We start from the raw sequence: 17,648 nt of genomic DNA, 5'->3' as shown, positions 1-17,648 counted from the left end.
TGTCGGCGCGGCCCGCTAATTTGGGGCACCCCAGAGCAGAGGAGAGCCCCGTGGGCAAGGTGGTCATGTACAGCTCGGTGTCGGTGGACGGCTTCGTCGCGGACGAGAACGACCAGCCCGGACCGCTGTTCGACTGGTTGTCCAGCGGTGACGTCCCGTTGGACGAGAGCGGCGAGCTGAGGGTGTCGCAGACCTCCTACGATTACACCCGGCCGTACTGGGACCAGATCGGGGTGACAGTCGTCGGCCGCCACGTCTTCGACCTGACGGACGGCTGGGACGGGAAGCCTCCGGGCGGGATCGACCACGTGGTCGTCGTGACGCACCGGCCGCAGCCCGAGGGGTGGGACCCCGAGGCGCCGTTCCACTTCGTCGACGGCGTCGAGGCAGCCGTGGCCAAGGCGCAAGACCTTGCGGGTGACCGCATGGTCGAGGTCGCAGCCGGCGACGTCGGTGGCCAGGTGCTTGCCGCGGGTCTGGTCGACGAGGTGCGCATGGACGTCGTACCCGTGGTGTTCGGGTCCGGCAAGCGCTACTTCGGGTCGGTCGACGCGCAGCACCTGTTGGAGGATCCCGACGTGGTGATTCAGGGCAACCGGGTGCTTCACCTGCGCTATCGGGTGCGCCGTTGACCGACCTGAGCGGGTACGCGAAGAAGCGGTGAGACAAGATCGGGCCTCCGCCTGTGTTTGCGCATCGCTGTCTCACGGGCAGCCGATGCCGAAGCGCCCCGGTGCCTCACCTGCGGCAAGCTCAACTCAAGATGATGCGCGCGCCGTGCCGGCACCCGTTGCATCCAGCCGGGCTAACCTCGCGGGATGATTACTTGCGTGGTGGAGTATGTGATCGATCCGGCGAAAATTGAGTCGTTCGAGACTTTCGGGCGCCGCTGGATGGAGCTGGTTGACCAGCACGGTGGCACGCACCACGGCTACTTCCTGCCCGCAGAGGGTGCCAGTGACAAGGCGATCGCCTTGTTCAGCTTCCCCAGCCTCGCGGCGTACGAGGAGTATCGAGCGCTGTTCGGTGAGGATCCCGAGTTCATCGACGCGGACCGCATCAGGGATGAGAGTGGATGCGTACTGCGCTACGACCGAAGCTTCATGCGCCCACTGCTCCCCACCCCTCCCAACTAGCCAGGCCCGCGTCAGCCGGCCACATATGTCCTCACCCAGAGCACCGACCGTCACATGAAGCGCCGCGCATACCTCTTCCGGCTTCGACGCTCCGTCGGCCCTCGCGTAGGCGTCGTCGCGGAGCGCCGTCCAGCTGACGTTCCTCGTTCTCGGTCGCGTCCGTAGACGCGTGCGACATCCGCCTGCGGCCCGACGTTAGGTATCTGCGCGGGACGCGCCGTCGCCTCAGCGAGGCGCTTGCCGGTTCCATGGGACGGCAAAAGAAGAAAGGCAAGGAAAGCCCTCTCCTTGCCACTCTCAACTTATAGCGCACTGGGGGGCTTGCCACAAGGCCCGGGTCACGGCGCAGAATCATCGGCCGATGCCACAACGTGCGGAAACGGGGTCACGACGTGGGGGTTGTTGTCGATGTGCTTGAGCGGGGACGGAGTGACGTCGAACCAGTGGTGGGACCGGCAACGCAGTTGCGGGCGCTCGACGCGCAGGTGTGGGGGTGCGCGTCCCCCGAATGGGTGGAGCGGTCGGCCGACGCGTCTGGGAAAAGGCAAGCAGGGATGAGGACATGCACGACAAGAGGTTCGACAGAGTGGGAGGCGCCGGTGATTCGACCGGCCACCGCAGCACAACGGAGCACGCCCGCCTCGGAGGTATCGCAGTGATGGAGCAGTACGTCGTGGACCTTCGCGAGGTTGACGAGACACATGTCGCGCTCGTCGGCGGCAAGGGCGCGCACCTGGGCGAGCTCTCCCGTATCGACGACATCCGCGTGCCCGGCGGCTTCTGCGTGACGACGGACGCCTTCCGGCGGGTCATGGCGGATGCGCCGTCGATCGGCGGTCTGCTGGATCAGTTGTCCCGCGTCAACCCGGACGACCGGGAGGCGATCCGCACGCTCAGCGCGGACATCCGCCGGACGATCGAAGAGATTGCCATCCCGGGTGAAGTGGCGGAGGCGATCACCCGCGCGCTCGCCGAGGTCGGCGAGCAGGTCGCGTACGCCGTCCGGTCCAGCGCGACGGCAGAGGACCTGCCGACGGCTTCCTTCGCCGGCCAGCAGGACACCTACCTGAACGTCCTGGGACCGGCAGCGATCCTTCAGCACGTCAGCCGGTGCTGGGCGTCGCTGTTCACCGAGCGGGCCGTGACCTACCGCCGACGAAACGGCATCGACCACCGCACGGTCCACATGGCCGTGGTCGTGCAGCGGATGGTCCTCCCGCAGGCGTCCGGCATCCTGTTCACGGCCGACCCCGTCACGGGCAACCGGAAGGCCGCCACCGTGGACGCCGGCTTCGGCCTCGGCGAGGCACTGGTCTCCGGACTGGTGAACCCCGACGTCTTCACGGTGCGGGACGGCGAAGTCGTCGCCAAGACGATCGCCGCCAAACAGCGTGCCATTCAGGCACTGCCCGCCGGCGGAACGCGGGAAGTGTCCATCGACGCGCAGCGAGAGGATCAGCCGGCGCTGACGGATGCGCAGGTCGTACGGCTCGTGCGGCTCGGGCGACGGATCGAAGCCCACTTCGGCTCCCCGCAGGACATCGAATGGTGCCTGGTCGACGACGGCTTCCAGATCGTTCAGAGCCGGCCGATCACGACGCTGTTCCCCATCCCGGAGACCGGCGACCAGGACAATCATGTCTACGTCTCCGTCGGCCACGGGCAGATGATGACCGACCCCATGAAGCCCCTGGGGTACTCCATGTGGCAGCTGACGGCCATGGTGCCGATGCACGAGGCAGGCGGGAGGCTCTTCGTCGACGTCACCCCGCGTCTGGCCTCGCCCGCGAGCCGCGCCGGCCTCCTGGACGTCCTGGGGAAGGGCGATCCACTGGTCAGGGACGCTCTGGAGACGATCCTCGACCGAGACGATTTCGTCCCGTCGCTCCCGGAGGCGGTCCCCGGCGGGCCACCGGCCGGCGGTGCGCCCGCGCCGATCGAGACCGATCCGGCCATCGTCGCCGAGCTGATCGAACGCAGTCAGGAGTCGATCGCCGCCCTCGAGCGCGACATCGGGACGAAGTCGGGACCGGCGATGTTCGACTTCCTGCTGGAAGCCTTCGAGGAACACAAGCGGGTCCTCGGCGATCCGCTGAGCCTCCAGGTGATCATGGCGGGCATGGAGGCCACATGGTGGCTCAACGACAAGCTGCAGGAGTGGCTGGGCGAGAAGAACGTGGCCGACACGCTGACGCTCTCCGCCCCCGACAACGTCACGTCGGAGATGGGACTCGCGCTGCTCGACGTCGCGGACGTGATCCGCCCGCATCCGGAGGTGGTGGCGTTCCTCCAGGGAGTCCAGGACGAGAGCTTCCTGGACGAGCTGGCGAAGCTCCCCGGCGGGACCGAAGCGCGCGACGCCATCGAGGCCTACCTCGACCGGTACGGCATGCGCTGCGTCGGCGAGATCGACATCACGAGGCCACGCTGGCGCGAGCGCCCGACCACGCTCGTGCCGGTGATTCTCGACAACGTCAGGAACTTCGAACCGGGCGCCGCCGAACGGCGCTTCGAGCAAGGACGGCGCAAGGCGGTGGAGAAGGAACGGGAGGTGCTGTCGCGGCTGAGGGCTCTGCCGGACGGGGACGGGAAGGCCGATGAGACCAAGCGGATGATCGACCGGGTCCGCACCTTCATCGGGTACCGGGAGTACCCGAAGTACGGCATCATCAGCCGCTACTTCGTCTACAAGCGGGCCCTGTTGGCGGAGGCCGAGCGCCTCGTCGAGGCCGGCGTTCTTCCTGAGAAGGAGGACGTCTTCTACCTCACGTTCCAGGAACTCCACGACGTCGCGCGCTCGAACCAGGTGGATGCCCTGCTTGTCGAGCGGCGCAAGGAGGCGTTCCGTTCGTATCACGCGCTCACACCGCCCCGAGTGCTCACCTCGGACGGCGAGGCCCTCACCGGGGCGTACCGGCGCGACGACGTCCCGGCCGGTGCCCTGGTCGGCCTGCCCGTCTCCGCCGGGACCATCGAGGGGAGGGCGCGTGTGATCGTCGACATGGGGGAGGCCGATCTCGAAGCAGGCGACATCCTGGTCACGGCCTTCACGGACCCCAGCTGGTCGCCGCTGTTCGTCGCAGTCGCCGGCCTGGTGACGGAGGTCGGCGGCCTGATGACCCATGGTGCGGTGATCGCCCGGGAGTACGGCTTGCCGGCGGTCGTGGGCGTGGAGCGGGCCACCCGGCTGATCAAGGACGGGCAGCGGATTCGCGTGCACGGAACGGACGGGTACATCGAAATTCTGTCGTGACATCCACAGGGGGACCCCGCGCACAGCTCGTGAGTGACGGTCCCCCGACGGCCGCCGCCATGCGCACGGTGGACTGCACCTGGATGGCGACAGTGTGGATGCCGTTGCGCGGCCGGTGCTTAGATCGCCGGCATGGCACTTCGACCTGTTCACGTGAACATGAAGGCTCTTGACGGCTCGGCGGTCGGCCGGTTCTGGGCGGAGGCGCTGGGCTGGAGTGTGTTTCGGCCCGGCGTGACCACATACGTCGGACCCGAAGGCGCATTCGTCTGGCCGGACCCGGTCGTCCTCGGGCTCGACGTCGTTCCCGTCCCGGAATCCAAGGCAGCGGCAAAGAATCGTGTGCACCTCGATCTCGCCACCAAATCCGTCGGCCATCACGCAGAGTTGGTCGCCCGCCTGAAGGCACTCGGTGCGACCCCCGCCGACGTGGGTCAGCGCAATGTGCCGTGGACGGTTCTCGCCGACCCCGAGGGCAACGAGTTCTGCGTCCTGGAGCCCCGGGAGATCTACGCGGACACCGGGCCGATCGCCCGTGTGGTGGTCGACTGCGCGGAACCGCGGGCCATGGCTCGGTTCTGGGGCGCGGCGATGGAGTGGACCCTGCACGAAGTGACCGACGAACGTGCGGTGTTGCGTTCGGCCAAGGGCGTCGGTCCGTATCTCGACTTCCTGCGCACGCCCGACGTGAAGACCGTGCCGGACCGTATCCATCTCGACCTTCTGCCGTATCCCGGTGACGACAAGCCAGGGGAGGTGGCCCGGTTGAGGGCTCTCGGCGCCACCGACCTCGACCTCGGCCAGGGCGACGTCCCGTGGACGTGCCTGACCGACCCGGAGGGCCACGAGTTCTGTGTCCTCGCCCCGTCCTGACGCGGAGCTGTCCGGCGCGCTTGCGCATGGGCCCTATGGACTCACGCACCCCGTGCCGCGTCAGACGGGCGTGCCCGGTTCCGGCCGGGCGAAGCAGCAACAGGCCGTCGCGCTCGCGGCGCCGGCACGCAGTAGCGCGTCCTCGAACCTCATGGACCGGTCTGTTCCCGGGTTTCGCTCGGGCCCGCGCCGAAGTCGGGCAGAGTCAGCGATCCGTCCGCGGCGAGGGGGAAGCCCGGGTTGTGAGCGACCTCCCAGGCGTGCCCGTCCGGGTCGGTGAAGGCACTGGAGTAGAACCCGATGGCGTTGACGGCGGCGGGCTTGGTGACGGTTCCCCCGGCTGCTTCCACGGCGACGAGCACCTCGTCCACCTCGGCACGCGAACGAACGTTGTGGGCAAGGGCGATGCCGCCGAACCCGCCGCTGTTCGGCCCCTTTGGCGTGGACGGTCCGGAGGGCAGCCCGCAGTCCGCAGCCAGGAGGTCGCGGTCCCACAGGACCACGGCGAGGCCGCCGGCCTGGAAGAAGACGGTCTGACTCACCTCCTGCCCGCGCCAGCCCAGTGCCTCGTAGAAGCGCCGGGCACGGGCGAGGTCGCGGACGCCGAGGGTGACGAGGGTGATGCGCTGGTCCATGCGGTCACGGTAGGGGATCTGGATGGAGCGCCGCCTGTCGCCGCGCTCGGCCGACGGTGACGGCCGAAGCGGCCGCTTCGGCGAAGGCCCCACGACTCTCGCGAATGAGCTGGTGGGGGGGGGCAGTCAGGCCGACTTCTCCGGGGGCTGCGGATAGCCGATCTCCGAGATGTCCTGGGCCAGGGCCGCAAGGCTGACCTCTCTGTTCAACGACGAGACGAGTTCCTGACCCAGCGGTCGCAAGTCATAGACGTCGCGCACGGCTCCCAGGTCCACGGAGACTTCGTAGTAGTCCTCGGCGAAGCGCTGGAACGCTTCGGGAGACCGGTCGACCAAGAGCTCGAACAGCGCGGTCGTCCCGTCGGGGTCGGCATGGTCCGACGGGAAGTCGATCGTGCCGTGATGCCACTGATCATCCGTCGCTCCTCGCCACAAGCAGGCCGTCACGACCGGCACACCGTCCTCGTCGGTGAAGGCAGCCTCCGCGACGAAGGGTTCGAAGACGGCGGGCACATCGTCGACCACTCCCGGCCAGGGCCGGCCATCGTGGCCATAGGGGCTCATCGGTGACTCGTGCGCGAAGCCGCGGACGTAGACCCCGGCCGCCGAGAACACGATGGACCACTCGTCTCCCGACCCGTTGCGCATCGAAGCCATCTCCTCGCCCGCGGCCCACGCGGAGTTGAACGAGTAGTACCGGCTGTCCCAGTCCGGGCTCAGGATCGCGTCGAGCATCGCGAGTGAGCGACACAGGTCGCGCAGGTCGGCGATGGCGGGAAGTCGGCAGGCTACGTCATGGACAGTCACGGGCTCATCCAACCGGATGCCTCTGACAACCGGCGAGCTCACAAGCAGTCCGGCACTCGGCACCTGGCGAACGAGGTCGTCCTACGTAGTACGTGGCCACCCGCCACCCCGCGGTTGTGCCCCATGGGCGGGGCGCAGCCGGTGATACGGAGCCGGCGGGCACGGTGGAGGGGTGTGCCTGCGCAGGTGGCGACCCAGGTGACGAGACCGGTGCGGGGAGTTCGATACGGCGGATCCGCGAGGGGTTCGGCCGCAGCCAAACCAGTCCGGTCAGGAATCGAGAAGCCCTGCCGCCGAGCAGCCCATAGCGTGATGGCCATGGCAAACAACGCATCGACCACGTCCATCGCGTCCGTCACCCTCGAGGTGGCCGACGCCGAGGCCGCCCACCGCTTCCACACCGCCTTCGGAGTGGATTCGTACGTACGCCTGCGGGCGTCCGAGGCGCAGTCCACCGGATTCCGCGGCTTCACCCTGGCGCTCACGGTGTCCGGGCCGGCCACGGTCGACAGCTTCCTGGGCGCCGCCCTGGACGCCGGTGCCACGGTGCTCAAGCCCGCCGCGAAGTCGCTGTGGGGCTACGGCGGCGTTGTGCAGGCACCGGACGGTACGACCTGGAAGGTCGCGACCTCGGCGAAGAAGGACACCGGCCCGGCCACCCGCGAGATCGACGAATTCGTCCTGCTGCTCGGCGTCGAGGACGTGAAGGCCAGCAAGCAGTTCTACGTCGGTCGGGGCCTGACCGTCGCAAAGAGCTTCGGCGGCAAGTACGTCGAGTTCGCCTCGGACGCCTCCAGCCCCGTCAAGCTGGCGCTCTACAAGCGCCGCGGCCTGGCCAAAGACCTCGGCGTGCCCGCCGACGGCACCGGTTCGCACCGCATCGTCCTCGGCAGCACCATCGGCCCTTTCACCGACCCTGACGGATTCGCCTGGGAGGCGTCCACGTCGACCGCCCCCGCAGCCTCTGCCGCTTCCTGACTGCTGCCCGGACGGACAATGCCGGGGCGCCCTCGCCGAGTGCGCCAGGCAGGTGCCCCGCGGCGGCTCCGCTGACGCTCACGGCAGCGTGGCGGCCGACGGCTCCTGGCGGCGGATGGCCGGGAACGGCAGGGCACAGGAAGACGTTCAGCTCGCCGGATCGGCCCACGGGGACCTCGGTCGGGGTTGCGTGACGGAGCGAAACATCCACCACTGGAGCATCCAGTAGCCGGCGTCGCCCGGGAATGTCGGCCCTGCACCGTGCGTCCCCGACGAAATGGGGTCTGCGCCCGATGGGCTTCCGCGGTCCGTTCCGCGAGGGTGGAGGGCGAAAGGGAGAGCGCCTGTGGACGCGGCGCCTCCCTCGTCGGTGTTGTGGGGAAGGGAGTGTTTCCGTGATGTCGCTGGACTCCGCTGCCCGTGCCGTCTCCGCTGTCGGTCCTGTCGGCGTGCCCGAGGCATGCCGGCGGGATGAAGCCGCCCGCGGGCGTGTTGCCGACGCCAACGCAGGCTTGGGCACCGCCGAACTGGCCGCACTGCGCGAGAACCTCGACGAGCAGCGTGCCTTTCGACTGGATCAACTCGTGCGGCTCTGGCACGGTGTTCCTGCCCGGGCCCGGCGTGCCCGCGAACAGGCCGCGGTGGCTCAGCTGGAGGTGCACACCAAGCTGTGCGCCTCGGCGCGCATGGTCCTCGCCGACATCGAGGCCGCCATCGAGCGAATGGAACAGGGCACGTACGGAATCTGTGAGCACTGTCGGCGCCCCACGGAGCCGGCGCGGCTGCATGTCGTGCCGCAGGCGCGCTACTGCGGGCGTTGCCATCAGGCCAGGGAGGTCCGCTCATGACCGGCCCTGATCGCCGCCGGCCGTAACCGCCTTCCCGGCACTGCCCCGCGGCCCTCGTCGACCGGGGCAGTGCCCCATCCGTGTCCGGAGGGCCGACGGCACCCTGACGCACCCCCGGGCCACCACCCCCGAACAGCCTCGCTGCCCGCGCTCACCGGGGGCTGGGCGTCCTGAGCTGCCCACCGGCCGTCCACGTGGCTCCACGCCCCGCGACAGCCGGTGGCCGGCCGCACACCGATTGGTTGGAGGCATCGTGTACGACCCCATCCCGCGAGCTCAGCCGCCGCCCGTAGACACCGACCGCTGGTGGCGGTGGCGACGTAACCCGCTGCGGCGGGCCAGCGATCTGCTCCAGGCGTGGATCGGCCTCGTCCTCGCCGTCACCGTGGGGATCACCGCCCCCGTCGCCGCGTGGGCAGTCGGAACGATCGTCCACGACAGGTTCACCGCCGTCGCTCGTGAGCAGGCTCGCACTCGGCACCACATCACAGCGGTGCTCGTCGCGGACGTGGCCCGCCACCCGGAGCCCGGCTCGGCGGAGGCCAGAGAAGCGCAGTACCCGGCCGAGGTCCGCTACACAGCACCGGACGGCCGTCCGCGCACCGCCACCACCGACGTCACCCCAGGACTTCTCGCCGGGAACCGCGTGCGGGTGTGGAGCAGTGCCGAAGGAACACTCACCGAACCACCCATGCAGCCGGAGGAGATCCGCAACCGCGCGGTCGGCTCCGGCATCGTCGCCACCCTCACGGTGATCGTTGCCGGCGCCCTCGCCTACCGCCTCACCGTACGCGTCCTCGACCAGCGCCGTATGCGGTCATGGGAAGCCGCATGGCAGCAGGCAGCCTGTCGGTGGACCACCTTCCCGTGAGCTGATCAGCAGAAAACGCCCAGCCGGTCTCGGCCCCGCCGACGTCCCGGGGCGGGGGAGCGGCTGCCTCGTCCCCCGCCCCTTCGGCGGCTCCGGCCAAGTCCTAGACCCGCTTGTGCAGTTCGATGGCGAGCGGCGTGGCCGTGAACATGGATGAGTACGTGCCCACGGCGAGGCCGATGAGCAGGGCAAGGGCGAAGTCGGTGAGAGAGTCGCCGCCGAGGACGACCAGGGCGGTGAGGATGAAGGCGGCGCCCATGCCTGTGTTGACGGTACGGGGCAGGGTCTGCAGGAGCGCTCGGTTGGCAATGGCCGCGAAGGGCGACGTGCGGTCGCGCCGGCTCAGATCTCTCATACGGTCGAAGACCACGACGGAGTCGTTGACCGAGTAGCCGATGACGGTCAGCAGCGCGGCGAGGAACACGCCGTCGACGGGCTTGCCCAGCCAGGCGAAGATGCCGATGAGAATCACCACGTCGTGGGCCAGGGCGGCGACCGCAGTGGTTCCGAACAGCCACCGGAAGCGTGCTGCGAGGTAGAGCAGTTGGGCGCCGAGGGCGACGGCGAGCGCGATGAGGGCGCCGTGGCGCAGTTCCTTGCCCAGGCTGGGGCCGATGGTTTCGTCGCGGAGCTTGTCGGCCTTGCTCAGGGTGTTGACGGCTTCGGTGACGGCGGCCGCTTGCTTGTTGCTCAACTGATCGGTCCGGACGGTGAGTTGATTGTCGCCAGAGGTCTGGACGACGGCGCGGGGGAATCCGGCGTCGGCGAGGGCGGTGCGGGCGCGGTCGGGGTCGACGGCCGTGGCGGTGGTGTATTCGATGAGGCGGCCCCCGGTGAATTCGACACCGAACTCGAGGCCGCGCACGGCGATCCCGGACGCCGCCAGGGCAAGGACGGCGGCGGAGGCGGCCAGCCACCACCGGGGGCGGCGCATCAGGTGAGGGTTCATGCGGGTGAGGCGGTCGCGGACGATGCCGGTGTGAGCGATGCCCGTGAGGCGGGGGCGGCGGCGGAGCCAGGGGCGGGAGGCGGCGTGTTCGGCGAGTGCGCGAGTGACGACCAGGGCGCTGAACATGGAGGCGAGCACACCGATGCCGAGGGTCACGCCGAAGCCGCGGACGGGTCCGGAGGCGAGGAAGAACAGCAGGCCGGCCGCGATGAGGGTGGTGATGTTGGAGTCGGCGATCGCGCTGAAGGCGCCGCGGAATCCGGCGGTCAGAGACGAACGCGGGCTGGGCCGTTGGCGGGCTGCGTACTCTTCTCGGGCCCGTTCGAAGACGAGGACGTTGGCGTCGACGGCCATGCCGATGGCCAGGACGAACCCGGCGAGGCCGGGCAGCGTGAGCGTGGCGCCGATGGTGGCCAGGGCCGCGTAGGAGATCAGGCCATAGCAGGCCAGCGCCACGGCGGCCAGGGCGCCCATGAAGCGGTAGACGGCCATGATGAACAGCGCGGTCAGCGTGGTGCCTGCGATGGCGGCCCACGCGCTGGCGGAGATGGCCTGGGTGCCGAGGGTCGGGCCCACGGTGCGCTGCTCGACCGTTTCCACCGGTACCGGCAGGGCGCCGCCGTTGATGAGCAGGGCGAGTTCCTTGGCTTCGCGAGGGGTGAAGGAACCGCTGATCTGCGTGGAGCCGCCGCTGATGCCCGAGCCGCAGGACACCGAGGGATCGACCTGGGGCGAGGAGATGATCTTGTTGTCCAGGACGATGGCCACCCTGCGCGAGACGTCCCCCGCAGGGTGGCAGGCGGCCTGACCGGTCAGGCGGGCCCAGCCGTCGCGACCGTGCCCTTTGAAGTCGACGGTCACATGCCATCCCGCGCCGCCCTGTTGGTCGAACCGCGCGGCGGCCTCCTTGACGTCCTTGCCCGTCAGCGGGTCTGCCGCCAGGCGCAGGAGCTGCCCGGACTCGTCGGGCAGCACCTGTTGGGCGGGTCGTTTCGGCAACGGCTGGGCCGTGTCACCGGCACCGGTGGCCGCGCCGAGAACGTGATGGAACGTGAGCTGAGCGGTGCGGCCGAGTACATTCGCGGCTTCGGTGGGGTCCTGCACGCCGGGCAGCTCGACGACGATCCGGTTGTCGCCGGAGCGGGCGAGGGTGGGTTCGGCGACGCCAAGCGCGTCGATGCGCCCGCGCAGCACCTCCATGGTGCGTTCGGTGGCTTCGCCGTCGGCGTCAGCCGTGGCGGTGGGGCGGGTTTCCAGCACGATCTGGGTGCCGCCGCGCAGATCGAGCCCGAGGTGGACGGGCACCGTCAGGGCGGCGTACAGGGACAGGGCGACAACAGCGAGAGCGAGCAGCCCTCGCATGCGCAGGGCGCGGGTCAAGTGAGCCTCCGGCAGGCACACCGCAGCCGGGAATGTGGGTGCGGTCAACGGCAGACAGGGGAACGTTCAGACGGCTGCCGGTGGAGGCGGTGCTCGCCCCTGGCGGTTGTCCGCCGCATGCTTATCCGCGCGTGGCTTCGCCGCCGACAGCGGAGGGCGCGGAGCCGACGGGGCATGGGCGCTGTCGGACGCGGCGAGGGCGGTGGTGGCCGGAGGTGCGGGACGCTCGCCGGGGGAGTCGCGATGGCTGCGGGCCAGGGTGTCGCAGACGGTCGAGTGCCCTGCGTCCGCGCAAGCTTCACTCACGCGCCCCGGATCGGCGGAAGACTCCCTCACGTGCCCTGCGTCGGCGCAGGACTCCCTCACGTGCCCTGCATCCGCGCACGGTTCACTGCCCGCCAGTGCGGCTCCGGAGACCGTGACCGCGCTGTGCGTCGTGTGCGTGGTGTACGTGTCCGCGTGTCCCGGCAGACCGAGCAGGAGGACGGCCAGCACGGCAAGCAGCACGGAGACCACCGCAGTTGGGCGATGGCCGCCCGCGCGGCGGGGGACGGTGAGCGTGCAGCGCGTCATGCGCCGTCCCCTTCTTCGTGTCGGTGGTGGCGGTGGTGGTGTCTGCGGGAGGGCTGTCGGGGCCTCGAGGCCCCGGCCGGGGAGTTGGGCAGCCGGGACCCCGAGGCAGTCGGAGGCGACGAGCAGCGTCAGGGCTCGATGAGGCCGGCGCGGATGGCGTAGCGGGTGAGCTCCAGCCGGTCGCGCAGGCCGAGTTTGTTGAGGAGATTCGCCCGGTGCCGGTGGACCGTCTTGATGCTGATGAAGAGCATCTCGGCGATCTCCTTGGAGGAGTGGCCCTCGGCGACGAGTTTGAGAACCTCCTCTTCCCGAGGCGTCAGGACCTGGTCGGGCGGTTCCTCGCCGTGGCGCACACGGTCCAGGTAGTTGCGGATCAGGGCGGTGACCGCACCCGGGTAGAGGAAGGGCTCGTCGCGCATGGCTGCCCGGCAGGCGGCGACCAGGTCGCGGTCCGCCACGGACTTGAGCACGTAGCCGCTGGCCCCGGCCTTCAGCGCCTGGAAGAAGTACTGCTCGTTGTCGTGCATGGTCAGCATCAGCACGCGCATGCCGGGCTTGAGGGCGCTCAGTTCGCGCGCCGCCTGCAAGCCGGTCATCCGGGGCATGGAGATGTCCAGCACGGCCAGGTCGGCCTCGTGGCTGCGGGCCATGGCGATGGCTTCGGCGCCGTCGCCGGCCTCGGCGACGACCTCGAGGTCCGGCTCCCGGTCGAGGATGAGCCGCACACCGCGACGTACCAACGCATGGTCGTCGGCGAGGATGATGCGAATGGTGGGTGGGTCGATCGGGGTCATCGCTGCTTCCTGGAAAGGGACACGGTCAGCCGGACTTCCGTGCCGGCCTGCGGCTGGGACGTGATGTCCAAGGTGGCTCCGATGAGCAGAGCCCGTTCGCGCATACCGCGGATCCCCGCGCCTTCATGCGCGACCCCCGTCCCTCGCCCGTCGTCCACCACAGCAAGCACCACCGTGCCATCCGTGCGGTGCAGCTTCACCTCCACCCGGCCGGCCTCGGCGTGGCGGGCCGCGTTGGTCAGTGCCTCCTGGGCCACCCGGTACAGCACGAGTTCGGTCTGCTGATCGAGTGCCGGCAGCCCGGCCTCGAAGTCGCGTACGACACGTAGTCCGGTGTGGGTGGCGAACTCGGTGGTCAGCGAGGTCAGCGCACTGATCAGGCCGAGATCCTCCAGGACGCCCGGCCGTAGCCGGCGCACCAGGCGGCGTACCTCGTTCAGGCTCTCCCGGGTGATCTCCTGGGCCTGGCGCAGTTCATCGCGCAGGGGCTCGTCCGCCTCGTCGGCCGCACGCTTCAGGCCGAGCAGGATCGCGGTCATGCTCTGGCCGACCTCGTCGTGGAGCTCCTGTGCGATTCGGCGCCGCTCAGCCTCCTGCGCGAGCAGGGCGCGGGCGCTGCTGGTCGCCCTCTCGTGCTCCAGCCTCTCCAGCATGGCGTTGAACGTACGGACCAGTTCCGCGATCTCGCCCCGGCCGTGGGCCGGCAGCCGCCGGCCGGGATGCAGCAGGTCGACCGTGGTCATGAGCTTCGTGAGCCGGCCCAGAGGTGCCAGCCCGATCCGCAGCAGCGCTGCGTTGGCGATCAGCATGACGACCAGGCCGACCACCAGAATGACCGCTTCCGTCAGCAGGACAGGCACGGACACGGTCACCGGAGCCCACAGCAGCAGCGCGGTCGCGACCCCCAGCACCACCGCGTTGAGCGTGAAGATCCGCCAGAACAGGGACACCTCGATGCCGCCCTTCTTCTCGTGACACGGCTTTGCCTCCACTGTCGGTCACCGCGCACCCCGAGCACGAAAAGCAGCCACTGCTCCGACCTGCTGCCAGCCTGACCTCGACCCGGCCCATCCGTCGATGGGCTCCAATGCCCATTTCCGCACCCCGGCCTGCCCACACCACCGCAGGCCCCGGCTCGACCGCAGATGGGTACCGCGCCCGATGGGATGTGCCCGACGCATCGGCCACGGTGAGGGCATGACACACCCGCCGTGATTCCCCGGACACTGCTCCACCGGCCCTGCCTTCCTGCCGTGCGCGCACCGCAGTCGAGTCGCAACCGGCCAGGGCCGCCGGTGTTCCAGCAGAGCAATCAGGACAGCCACGAGCAGGACTCCCTCACCACACCGACCTGACGGACGACCGTTTCAGGTCTCCATCACGAGACAGGACACACCATGTCGCTCGACGATCCCCGCATTGCACCCCGGCTCGAACGTGTGACGGCGCACGAGGCCCGCGAGCGCCTGACACACGAACGCAGCGCCCGGCTGACGCAGCTCCAGGCCGTCGAGAAGGCCGGGCAGGACACTGCCGAGCTGATCCCGGGGCAGAAGGGCGCTATCGAGCGAGCTCTCCAGGAGATCGACGCCGCCCTCGCCCGCGTGGACGACGGCACCTACGGCATCTGCCGGTACTGCGCCGAGCCCATCCCGGCCGAACGCCTGGAGATCCTGCCCTACACGCCGTTCTGCGTCCCCTGCCAGCAGCCGCCGCGCCTGTGACACGACCCGGCACGTACGCCGGATCCTCTCCGACGCCGTACGCCACTCCTTCTCGGCGACGCGCGGTCCTGACCCTCCGCGCGTGGGAAGGCGGCGCGTGCCCGGGCGAAGCGCCGTTGGAGGGGGCCTACCGGGGTGAAAGGGTCTCAGAGTCCTCAACGGGCTGGGACTTTCGGGCAAGTGGGCTCGGCCACCATGCCTTCGGGCCGATGTCGAGTACCAGTGCCGGTACGAGCAGCGAGCGGACCACGGGGGTGTCGAGCAGGACGCCGAACGCGACGATGAAGGCGATCTGGACGAGGAATGCCAGAGGGATCACGCTGAGGGCGGCGAAGGTCGCGGCGAGGACGACGCCTGCCGAGGTGATCACGCCGCCCGTGGTGGTGAGCCCCCGCAGAACACCCTCGCGGGCCCCGAGTACCCGGGTGGACTCGGCGCTGCGGGGCAGGAACGCCGCCTGGTCGTTGGTGGCGACCTCCCCGAGCCGTCCCGCGTACGGCCCGAGTGTGGCGCCGATGCCCAGCCAGACCACCACCAGCGCCAGCGGTACCAGCCAACGTGCCCAGCGCGGCGCGCTCCTCATGCAGTCACTCCATTGTGTCAGTTATCGACTATCTCAATCATCGAGAGACTCTCCTGAGTGAATGCGCCGCGCAGACACCCCCTCGCCTTCCCCTCGCTCAGACGACCAGACCGGGCTGCAGGAGTTCGCCGTGCATCTTCGGGGCATGAACGGGGAGTTCAACCGCATCGCCCAGGAGTTCGCCCAGTCGCAAGGGCTGCATCTCACCGATGTGCAGGCGCTGATCGCCATCCTCGACGCGGACGGTGAAGAAGACGGGCCGATGACGCCGGGCAGGCTGCGCCGGCACCTGAACCTCACCTCGGGAGCCATGACCGCGTGCCTGGACCGACTGGAGAAGACCGGGCATGTGACGAGAGTGCGGGCGGTCGACGACCGCAGGGTGGTGCACCTGCACTACGAGGATGCGGCCCGGAAGGTGGCGCGGGACTACTTCCAGCCCCTTGCCCGCGCCACGGATGCCGCACGCGCGCGCTTCAGTCCCGAAGAACTCGCGGTCGTCGCCGGCTTCCTCACCGAGATGAACAGCGAACTGGCGCGCCTGCGCCGTTGACCGACATCACCCCGCACGTGGCCGCACGTTGCCGACGGCCGGCGCCAGGTGCTCCGCCCGCCTGTCGCTAGCGCTGGGTCTCCGCGGGCCGGCCGGACGCTGCTGAGGGTGTGGTGTCGCCCGGGGGAGGGGAAGCGGGGGCGCCGGGCGGGTCCGGTGCAGCGTTCCTCTGCGGGGTGGCGGCAGTGAGGTCGCCCGCTCGGCCGCCGGGCAGGAGGCCGTGCGCGGCGCGCAGGGCACGGGCGAGCAGCTGGGCCCGCCCGGCGGCAATGGGGCTGAGGACGGCGAGGACGAGGACGTAGCCGGCGATGAACGGGGCGAGGCGGCCGTCGAGCCCCGCGCTCGCGGCCATGGCGGCCAGAATCAGGGCGAACTCGCCGCGTCCCAGCAGAGTGGTGGCGATGTTCGCCGCGGGGTGAGGACCGTAGCGGTACAGGCGCGCCGCCAGCAGCCCCGCGGCCACATTCATGACGATGGTCAGGGTTACCGCGGCGGCGACAGGGACGGCGACGGAGACGATGTCCGCCGGATTGATGGCCAGCCCGAAGGCGAAGAAGAAGATCGCGGCGAAGGCGTCGCGCAGCGGATGCACCAACGCGCGGATTCGGGGGCCGGACGGGGTTCCGGCGAGGATCAGGCCCACCATGAAGGCACCGATCGCGTCGACCACCCCGAGGACCTCGGAGACTCCGGCGACGAGAATCGCGGCACCGAGGAAACTGACGACCAGCAGTTCGTTGTCCCGTACGTCGATCAGACGCCCGATCAGGCGGGTGCCGTAGCGGGCCGCGATGGCCAGAACCATGAGGAAGCCGAACGCCTTGGCCGCCTGAACAACCGTTTCCGTGACGCCCTCGGCGCCGCTGATGACGGGCTGGAGAGCGGCGAGGTACAGGGCGAGGAAGATGTCCTCGACGACGGTGACGCCCAGAATCAAACGGGTCTCGGGTCGAGCGATGCGACCGAGATCAACGAGGATCTTGGTGACGATCGCGGACGACGAGATGCCCAGCACTCCGGACAGGACCAGGGCCTCCCTCGCACCCCAGCCCAGGGCGAACCCGAAGCCCAGGCCCGCGCCGACGTTCAGCGCGAGATAGATTCCGCCGGCGGCGAGCAGCCTTCTGCCGCCGCTCCTGAGGTCGTCGAGCTGGAATTCCAGACCCAGGTAGAACAGCAGGAGTACCAACCCGAGCGCGGACAGCATCTCGAAGTCGTGCGCGTCCTCGACCAGGACGATGCCCGGGGTGTGCGGGCCGAGCAGAATGCCGGCGAGTATGAACAGCGGGATGGTCGGCAGGCCGATGCGTCTGCCGAGGCGGGCGAAAACGGCGGCGGCCAGGAAGGCACCACCCATGGCGAGCAGGGTGTCAGCGTGTCCCACGGGTCACCACCTTCCGCTCTGTGGTGGACGTGGCCTGTCGAGACGGAGGGGAGCGGATACGTCCTCCTTGTTCGGGGGCCCGTCAGGCCTCCCGGTCATCAGGGTCGGCAAGGGATCGACGCGCCGGCGCGTGCAGGGGGCGTCCGGCGGTGTCCGGCACCGCGAGCAGATGCGTCGCCACCCCCGCGGTCACCAGTCCCGATGCGAGGAGCAGCCCTTGCGGCAGCAGCATGCCCGCGATCACCATCGCCGAAGAGAGGGCGAGAAGGGCCCAGGCCGGACCTCGGCGTCGACGGGATCGGCGTGG

Annotated in this window: 16 protein-coding genes and 1 pseudogene; 9 read left to right on the top strand and 8 right to left on the bottom strand. The window is 69.6% G+C overall.

All coding sequences use genetic code 11. The features are described 5' to 3' along the window. Positions 1 to 50: 50 nt before the first annotated feature. The 4 genes from ACFWU3_RS06875 to ACFWU3_RS06860 all read left to right on the top strand — a co-directional run bounded on the left by ACFWU3_RS06875 (position 51) and on the right by ACFWU3_RS06860 (position 5,262). The gene (locus tag ACFWU3_RS06875; RefSeq protein ID WP_384432244.1) at positions 51 to 632 is read left to right on the top strand and encodes a dihydrofolate reductase family protein; all 582 of its coding nucleotides are present in this window, start codon (positions 51 to 53) and stop codon (positions 630 to 632) included. Positions 633 to 818: 186 nt separating this feature from the next. After that, positions 819 to 1,136, top strand: a complete 318-nt coding sequence (locus ACFWU3_RS06870) for an NIPSNAP family protein (RefSeq protein WP_384432241.1) — start codon at positions 819 to 821, stop codon at positions 1,134 to 1,136. 658 nt (positions 1,137 to 1,794) lie between these two features. After that, complete coding sequence (gene rph, locus ACFWU3_RS06865) at positions 1,795 to 4,389, top strand: rifamycin-inactivating phosphotransferase (RefSeq protein WP_384432431.1); 2,595 nt, start codon at positions 1,795 to 1,797, stop codon at positions 4,387 to 4,389. Between the two features lie 132 nt (positions 4,390 to 4,521). Then, positions 4,522 to 5,262 carry a VOC family protein gene (locus tag ACFWU3_RS06860; RefSeq protein ID WP_384432238.1) on the top strand — a complete coding sequence of 247 codons (741 nt, stop codon included), beginning with the start codon at positions 4,522 to 4,524 and terminating at the stop codon, positions 5,260 to 5,262. Positions 5,263 to 5,411: 149 nt separating this feature from the next. On the opposite strand, the gene ACFWU3_RS06855 is transcribed toward ACFWU3_RS06860, so the two are convergent. Beyond that, positions 5,412 to 5,897 carry a VOC family protein gene (locus ACFWU3_RS06855; protein ID WP_384432235.1) on the bottom strand — a complete coding sequence of 162 codons (486 nt, stop codon included), beginning with the start codon at positions 5,895 to 5,897 and terminating at the stop codon, positions 5,412 to 5,414. A 126-nt stretch (positions 5,898 to 6,023) separates the two neighbouring features. After that, entirely contained in the window at positions 6,024 to 6,704 is a 681-nt protein-coding gene (locus tag ACFWU3_RS06850; RefSeq protein WP_384432232.1) for a hypothetical protein, read from the bottom strand. 318 nt (positions 6,705 to 7,022) lie between these two features. Between ACFWU3_RS06850 and ACFWU3_RS06845 the strand changes: the two genes are divergently transcribed. From ACFWU3_RS06845 to ACFWU3_RS06835, 3 genes are all read left to right on the top strand, one after another. Continuing rightward, a complete protein-coding gene (locus tag ACFWU3_RS06845) occupies positions 7,023 to 7,682 on the top strand; it encodes a glyoxalase (RefSeq protein WP_384432230.1) in 660 nt (219 codons plus the stop codon). A gap of 398 nt (positions 7,683 to 8,080) precedes the next feature. Then, on the top strand, positions 8,081 to 8,530 hold the full coding sequence (locus tag ACFWU3_RS06840; protein WP_384432428.1) for a TraR/DksA family transcriptional regulator: 450 nt from the start codon (positions 8,081 to 8,083) through the stop codon (positions 8,528 to 8,530). 253 nt (positions 8,531 to 8,783) lie between these two features. Continuing rightward, positions 8,784 to 9,401: a hypothetical protein gene (locus ACFWU3_RS06835; RefSeq protein WP_384432228.1), complete on the top strand. Its 618-nt coding sequence runs from the start codon at positions 8,784 to 8,786 to the stop codon at positions 9,399 to 9,401. A 103-nt stretch (positions 9,402 to 9,504) separates the two neighbouring features. On the opposite strand, the gene secD is transcribed toward ACFWU3_RS06835, so the two are convergent. From secD to ACFWU3_RS06820, 3 genes are all read right to left on the bottom strand, one after another. After that, on the bottom strand, positions 9,505 to 11,712 hold the full coding sequence (gene secD, locus ACFWU3_RS06830) for a protein translocase subunit SecD (RefSeq protein WP_384432425.1): 2,208 nt from the start codon (positions 11,710 to 11,712) through the stop codon (positions 9,505 to 9,507). A gap of 719 nt (positions 11,713 to 12,431) precedes the next feature. Beyond that, positions 12,432 to 13,097, bottom strand: coding sequence for a response regulator (locus ACFWU3_RS06825; RefSeq protein ID WP_384432226.1), 666 nt, complete (start codon positions 13,095 to 13,097; stop codon positions 12,432 to 12,434). Further along, complete coding sequence (locus ACFWU3_RS06820; protein WP_384432422.1) at positions 13,094 to 14,047, bottom strand: histidine kinase; 954 nt, start codon at positions 14,045 to 14,047, stop codon at positions 13,094 to 13,096. Before ACFWU3_RS06820 ends, ACFWU3_RS06825 begins: the two co-directional genes overlap by 4 nt. A 447-nt stretch (positions 14,048 to 14,494) precedes the next feature. Between ACFWU3_RS06820 and ACFWU3_RS06815 the strand changes: the two genes are divergently transcribed. Then, the gene (locus tag ACFWU3_RS06815) at positions 14,495 to 14,821 is read left to right on the top strand and encodes a TraR/DksA C4-type zinc finger protein (RefSeq protein ID WP_384432223.1); all 327 of its coding nucleotides are present in this window, start codon (positions 14,495 to 14,497) and stop codon (positions 14,819 to 14,821) included. A 127-nt stretch (positions 14,822 to 14,948) separates the two neighbouring features. Here ACFWU3_RS06815 and ACFWU3_RS06810 read toward each other — a convergent pair. Continuing rightward, positions 14,949 to 15,236, bottom strand: a pseudogene (locus ACFWU3_RS06810) (MMPL family transporter); the annotation flags it as partial. A 229-nt stretch (positions 15,237 to 15,465) separates the two neighbouring features. On the opposite strand from ACFWU3_RS06810, the gene ACFWU3_RS06805 reads away from it, so the two are divergent. Next, positions 15,466 to 15,957 carry a MarR family winged helix-turn-helix transcriptional regulator gene (locus ACFWU3_RS06805; RefSeq protein WP_384432221.1) on the top strand — a complete coding sequence of 164 codons (492 nt, stop codon included), beginning with the start codon at positions 15,466 to 15,468 and terminating at the stop codon, positions 15,955 to 15,957. A 67-nt stretch (positions 15,958 to 16,024) separates the two neighbouring features. Here ACFWU3_RS06805 and ACFWU3_RS06800 read toward each other — a convergent pair whose 3' ends face one another. After that, positions 16,025 to 17,341 carry a cation:proton antiporter gene (locus tag ACFWU3_RS06800; RefSeq protein WP_384432219.1) on the bottom strand — a complete coding sequence of 439 codons (1,317 nt, stop codon included), beginning with the start codon at positions 17,339 to 17,341 and terminating at the stop codon, positions 16,025 to 16,027. Between the two features lie 82 nt (positions 17,342 to 17,423). After that, positions 17,424 to 17,588: a hypothetical protein gene (locus ACFWU3_RS06795; protein WP_384432216.1), complete on the bottom strand. Its 165-nt coding sequence runs from the start codon at positions 17,586 to 17,588 to the stop codon at positions 17,424 to 17,426. Positions 17,589 to 17,648 lie beyond the last annotated feature (60 nt).

The sequence above is a fragment of the Streptomyces sp. NPDC058685 genome (assembly GCF_042714725.1).
Classification (GTDB): Bacteria; Actinomycetota; Actinomycetes; order Streptomycetales; family Streptomycetaceae; genus Streptomyces.
This window is presented reverse-complemented; position numbering and strand designations above follow the sequence as displayed.